5 protein-coding genes are annotated in these 6,505 nt (G+C 49.3%); 1 reads left to right on the top strand and 4 read right to left on the bottom strand.

Going from position 1 to position 6,505, the window contains the following annotated elements:
• From glgB to HKN79_04655, 4 genes are all read right to left on the bottom strand, one after another.
• Positions 1–1,581: 1,4-alpha-glucan branching protein GlgB (glgB, locus tag HKN79_04640; protein NNC82844.1), on the bottom strand; the 1,581-nt coding region annotated here is incomplete at its 3' end.
• The gene (locus tag HKN79_04645; GenBank protein ID NNC82845.1) at positions 1,578–2,372 is read right to left on the bottom strand and encodes a hypothetical protein; all 795 of its coding nucleotides are present in this window, start codon (positions 2,370–2,372) and stop codon (positions 1,578–1,580) included. The genes glgB and HKN79_04645, both read right to left, overlap by 4 nt.
• A complete protein-coding gene (locus tag HKN79_04650) occupies positions 2,369–3,184 on the bottom strand; it encodes a hypothetical protein (protein ID NNC82846.1) in 816 nt (271 codons plus the stop codon). Before HKN79_04650 ends, HKN79_04645 begins: the two co-directional genes overlap by 4 nt.
• A 5-nt stretch (positions 3,185–3,189) precedes the next feature.
• Entirely contained in the window at positions 3,190–5,130 is a 1,941-nt protein-coding gene (locus HKN79_04655; GenBank protein NNC82847.1) for an alpha-1,4-glucan--maltose-1-phosphate maltosyltransferase, read from the bottom strand.
• Between the two features lie 271 nt (positions 5,131–5,401).
• On the opposite strand from HKN79_04655, the gene HKN79_04660 reads away from it, so the two are divergent.
• A partial coding sequence (locus HKN79_04660; GenBank protein NNC82848.1) for a DUF4331 domain-containing protein occupies positions 5,402–6,505 on the top strand: 1,104 nt, incomplete at its 3' end.

The following is a 6,505-nucleotide window of genomic DNA, read 5'->3' on the forward strand; positions in this document are numbered from 1 at the left end:
TAGGCAGGGGGATTTCTTATAGCAGGAGTTCAACTCACTCATCAGCTTCTGGATGCCTTGGTGATCTGCGTAGTCTGTGAGATGCCAATCCAAGCTTCGACTGAAGTCCCATTCGTTCCATTGACCGAATTCGGATCCCATGAAGAGTAACTTGGTCCCGGGATGAGCGAACATCAGCGCCAGATAGGCACGGAGATTGGCTCGTTTCTGCCAGGCATCTCCAGGCATCTTGTCCAAGAGGCTCTTCTTCCCATAGACCACTTCATCGTGACTGATGGCTAGCATGAAATTCTCTGTGAATACATAGGCCAGACTGAAGGTGATCTCGTTGTGATGGAATTTCCGATGTACAGGCTCACGTGAGAAGTACTGCAGTGAATCGTGCATCCATCCCATCATCCATTTCATACCGAATCCCAGACCGCCTAGATGCACGGGGCGGGTCACGCCTGAGAAAGCGGTGGATTCCTCCGCTATGGTCTGCACATCGGGATAGTGCTGATATACTGCCGTGTTCAGTTCTTTCAAGAATGCAATGGCCTCGAGATTCTCATTGCCTCCGTATTGATTGGGTTCCCACTCCCCGTCTTCTCGGGAATAATCGAGATAGAGCATACTCGCCACGGCATCTACCCGCAATCCATCGATATGGAATTCTTCGAGCCAATAGAGGGCATTGGAGATCAAGAAGGACTTGACCTCGCTCCTGCCGTAATTGAAGATGAGGCTCTTCCAGTCGGGATGGTATCCTCTACGATGATCCGGATGCTCATAGACACAGGTTCCATCGAATCTACCGAGTGAGAAATCATCTTCTGGAAAATGCGATGGCACCCAATCCAAGATGACTCCGATACCTGCTCTATGCAGAGCATCGACCAGACCTTTGAAGTCCTCAGGACTTCCTAGCCTCGAGTCAGGTGCGAAGTATCCGCTTACCTGATAGCCCCAGCTGGGAGCATACGGATGCTGCATGACCGGCATGAATTCCACATGTGTGAATCCCAGTTCATCTATATAGCTAGGCAGTTGTTCGGCCATTTCGGCCCAGGTAAGAGGGCGGTTCTCGTCCACATTGTATCTCCAGCTGCCTGGATGGATCTCGTATACGCTGAATGGCGCTCCAAGGGCGTTCTTGTCTTTGCGCTTGCCCATCCAAGTCTTATCTGACCATTTGAATTCCTCTTCCCAGATGATCGATGCTGTGGCTGGTGGTTGCTCTGCATAGCGCGCATATGGATCGGCCTTTTCGAATATGCCGTGAGAAGAGTGTATGCGGTACTTGTAGCGCTGACCATGCGAAGCTTCGGGCAGGAATCCCTCCCAGATACCCGATCCATCCCAGCGTACATGCAAGGAACACTGTGAGCCATCCCAGTAGTTGAAATCCCCGATCACCTCTACCCTGTCTGCTGCTGGTGCATAGACCGAGAAGTAGACGCCTTTAATTCCTTCATGCTCCGTGAGGTGGCTTCCCATCTTCTCATAGATCCTATAGTGGGTGCCCGCGCGGTACAGATCGATGTCGAACTCGGTCAACAGACTATGAGGGATGATCCTATTCTTTCTGGTGGTATTCACTTTTCAGGAAGCATTTTAGCGTGATTCTGATGAAGGATCGTGTAGATGCCTCTCAGCGGTATGATGGCCCATGAAGGTCTTGCGTTGAGCTCATAGCCCAGTTCATAGATCGCCTTCTCCAGGAGATGGTATTCGAGCAGATAGTTTATCTCGTGCTCGTAGCCCAGATTCAATTCACTTTTATAGATTGTCTTCAGATAGGTATCTAGGAATACCGCACATATCCATCCATAGTACTTCTCTCCCACCTCGAATAATTCGCTGCGTTTCTTGACCTGAAGGTCACGCTTCAGAATGGTGGAATAGATGGCATAATGGAAACTCCTGAACATACCGCTGACATCTTTCAGAGGACTTTGCTTGACCTTTCGGTCGTGTACGGTGCTCTCTGGTTCTCCTTCAAAGTCCAGGATATAGAAGTCTTTTTCATTGACCAGTACCTGCCCCAGATGATAGTCTCCATGAATCCGGATACGTTGGCTGCTGAGGCGTGATTCGTCAAAGGCGAAGATCAGATTTCGGATCAGGGTCTTGTGCTGTTGGAAGAAATGCGCATACTCCTTGGCCAGGTCTGTAAGTTTAGAAACACTCTTATCCAGAAGAGCGTAGCGCGCTTGGAATTGATACATGATCCGGTTCTTCAACCAGACGGAATAATCTCCATTGTATGATTGTTTGGAGAAATGACGGTCCCAAGGGTCACTGGACACGTGGATATGCATCTGGGCCGTGCGCTTGGCCAACTGCTGGATGTGCTTGAAGAAGCCTGCTTGGAATGATGAGCTGATCAAGTCGGGGACCTCTTTAAGATTCTTGCGAGCGAATATGGCCGCCTCTGCCACATCTCCATCGTCTCAATATCTACCCGGTCCATGGCATGGTCTAATTGCTCCAGCATCCATGCCCAGGCATCGCCATCATTGGGAATGAGTTCTTGCATCATTCCGAGCGAGATCTCATAGGTATTGGGACGGGTCCACGTAATGCTAGCGGCAAAGGCAGGTATGTTCTTGAATCGAGTTCGCTCGCTCAGGAACTGGGCCATTTCGATATCCGGATTGCTGTCCCTGAAGAGTCTGCGATACAGTTTCAGGATGAAGGCATCTTCATAGATGATGGACGTATTACTCTGTTCAACCCCAAGCAATCTGCTCTTCATTCGATCGGGTATGTCAAAACTCCTGAGGGATCTCCCACGTTGCATCTCGAGTTGGCTTCCTTCCAAGCTGACTCTGCGCTCGTTCTTCATCTTACGGAAGAGTGCTCGTCTGAATCCGGGGTCATGCACCGCATCGATCAGTAGATCATCTGACTCCGGAAAAGGACAGATGACACCATCTTTCGATTCCACTTTCTCTGGAGAGACTTTGGCCAGTGGTAGCAGATAGTTGTGTACGAAGCCCTCTTCGTACAGAATCTCGAGGATCAAGAGATAATAACGCGACCTTCCATCGTCCAGTGGAAGTAGATGATCGGCAAAGAAGGCTTTGTCATTGCTGGCCTTACCACCATACCATCGGGATTTGAGCACATACTTCCTCACCGGCCCTTCCAATAGAAGCAGCAGGTCTGGATCGGTCTTGCTCAGTCTCTTCCAGTTCATCTGTTTCAAGATAGGGCGAATAGATGGAAAGGATGTTCTCGGTCCAGCTGGATATAGTGTGAATCCCCTCGCCACTCATACGTACTACCATCCATCAAATCTTTGAGGTGGATGGATTCATCATAGGACTTGCCCAATCTTTCGGGATTCAATTCGAGCTGGGCAGACTGTGGATGATGTCCATCCAAATTGACCACGCAGAGCACCTGAGATCCGTCTGAGCCTGTCTTCAGATAGGCCATGAGATTCTCATTGGCCATGTGAACGAATTCGATGTGATTGGTCTGCTGGAGTGCGGGCTGATCCTTACGGGCCTGGTTGACCTTCGTATAGGTCTCGGTGATCGCATTGCGGGCCTTCCAGTCCCAATGCCTCAATTGGAATTTCTCCGAGTTCCAATACTCCTCCTTACCGGATACCGCTTGGTGATCCATGAGTTCATAGACAGGGCCGTAGACTCCGCAGTTGGAACTCAAGGTAGCGGCCAAGAAATAGCGGATGCGATATTGATGTTCATCCGGATTCTGCAGTGACCATGGATTGATATCCGGAGTATTGGGCCAGAAATTGGGTCGGAAAGTCTCGCTGGTCAATCCCGAGGTCAACTCATGGATATACTCGATAAGTTCATGCTTGGTGTTTCTCCACGTAAAATAGGTGTAGGACTGCGTGAAGCCCAATTGACCGAGTTCCTGCATGACTGCGGGACGTGTGAATGCTTCTGACAGAAAGAGTACATCCGGATATTCCTCCTTTACGGTCGCTATGATCCATTCCCAAAAACCAAAGGGTTTGGTATGCGGATTATCGACACGGAAGATCCTAACGCCTAGATCTATCCAATGGACCAGAATGGCGTGGAACTCATCCCACATGGCCTTCCAGTCCTTGGTCTCGAAGTTGATCGGGAAGATGTCCTGATACTTCTTAGGCGGATTCTCAGCGTACTGGATACTTCCATCCGGTCGTACTTTGAACCAGTCCTTGTGCTCTGTCACCCACGGATGGTCAGGTGCTGCTTGTAAGGCATAGTCCATGGCTATCTCGATCCCTAGCTTATTCGCCTCCTTGACCAGTCTTTTGAAATCTTGGATCGCTCCTAGGTCGGGATGTACTTCAGTATGTCCTCCATGCTTGGATCCGATGCCCCAGCAGGAACCTACATCATCATCTGCTGCAACTGTGGTGTTGTTCTTTCCCTTACGATCGATCTCACCTATGGGATGTATGGGTGGGAGGTACAGCGTGTCGAATCCGAGTTCTGCAACACGTGGAAGACGTTTGATGACATCTTTCAAGGTGCCATGTACTCCTTCCTTATCGCCTGCGCTTCGCGGAAAGAATTCATACCAAGTACTGAATCGCGCTTTCTCACGGTCTACATAGACAGGAAAGGTTTCGCTGCGAGCGATAAAAGGTCGTTTGGGATGGGCATGCAACAAGGCAGAGAAGCGCGGGCTACTGGCAATGGTCAAGGCATCTTCGCGTGAGCCCTTGGCGGAGAAAGCTTCTTTGGCCTCATTGAGAAAGGGCTTGTCTTCTTTGCTCGCCTGACGGATGAGGTGTGTGATGATGGGACGACCTTCCTCGATCTCCAACTCGATATCCACTCCGGCATCGGCCTTCTTGATCAAGCCATCGAGCCAGTACAAGGCAGAGTCCGTCCAGCCGATGAATCGATACTCATAACGACCTTGACGGGTCACTTGGAACTGGGCCGTCCATCGATCCATGCCTATGGATTCGGCCGGTGATTCACTCCATTTAGTGTCGGATTCATGGCGATACTCCAAGGCTGCTCTGACCACATCGTGACCATCGGCAAAGACATCGGCCCATACCTGTACGGTCTCATCCACCACACGCTTGATGGCGTACTTCCCTCCTGCTACTTGAGGGTATACATTGCGTATGACGGTACGGACTTGACCTAGGGTCTTTTTCATGGTGTCAAAGGTACACTAAGATTGGTTCTGAATGCGGTAAGGTACACATGGATCCAGAATTCTACCAAGCATTTATCCACGGTGTAGATACACTATTCATCAATCAGTTTTTCCTGCTTCTAGATCGTGATATACGATCGGTGATCGGCACCTATTCTAAGAAAATCAGAGCTGGGGCAATCCGATCTGTTATTCCTCCCGTAGCTACAAGCGACAATCGTTCAAAAATCAATAAACATAGACCATGAACAAATCACTTTACATATTAAGAATGTTCGGTCTTTTCTTGATTGCAGCTACCTTCATCATCCCTTTTGATGCAGATGCTTCCAGTCATAGAGAAGCTCCGTTCATAGCTAATGATCCCTTAGCAGACAACACGGATCTATATGCTTTCAGAAGCCCGGATGATCCGGACTATATCACCATCATTGCTAATTACATTCCTTTCCAGCTGCCTAACGGTGGTCCGAATTATTATCAGTTCGGAGAGGATGTGCGCTATGAGATCCATATTGACAATGACGTCAGTACTCCCGGTGATGATATCATCTATCGATTCACTTTTAAGAGGGACATCGAAGACCCTAGCACCTTCTTCAATATCCGATTAGGTCAGGAAAATCTCTCTACTACCTATAACATCCGTAAGAGTACGGATGGAGGTGAGACTTTCCAGAAGATCTTGCAGTACGGACAGGTGCCTCCTTATAATATAGGCCCTAGAAGTATCGGAGGACCTGTAGGTCTGGCCGGCAATACCTATGAAGAGTTGGTGAATCTGGCTATTCGCGACACGTGGACCGGAGAGAAAGTCTTCTGCGGACCTGTGGATGATCCATTCTTCGTTGACCTTGGAGGAATTTTCGATCTCGGTGATGCTCCACGTCAGAACGGAGCGCCACGTGATGGTGTCTCCTGCTACAATGTGAATACCATCGCATTGAAGATTCCCATTTCCAATCTGCAGAAAGACGGATTGGATGTGTCTCAAGCAGACGGAATCCTGGACAGTGACTTCGTCATTGGAGTATGGGCTTCTGCTTCCCGTAGGAAGATCAGAGTGCTGACGCATAATCCAGACAATATCGCGACCAAAGGCATCGAGAATACGCAAGGACAATGGGTGCAGATCTCACGTATCGGAATGCCATTGACCAATGAAGCTGTCATCCCTGTGTGTGATAAGGACTACTGGAATGCACTTACTCCTTATTCTGAGGATCCGGCTCATTTCAATTATTTCTACAACCCCGAGCTCGCTCTCTATATGGACGATGACCTCTTCGGACCTGCTGTACCTGCTCTGTCTCCACTCCGTATCCAACGCAATTCCTTGCAAGGATTCGATTTCGGAAACGGACAGGATGGACTC

Source organism: Flavobacteriales bacterium (genome assembly GCA_013001705.1).
Lineage (GTDB): Bacteria > Bacteroidota > Bacteroidia > Flavobacteriales_D > JABDKJ01 > JABDLZ01.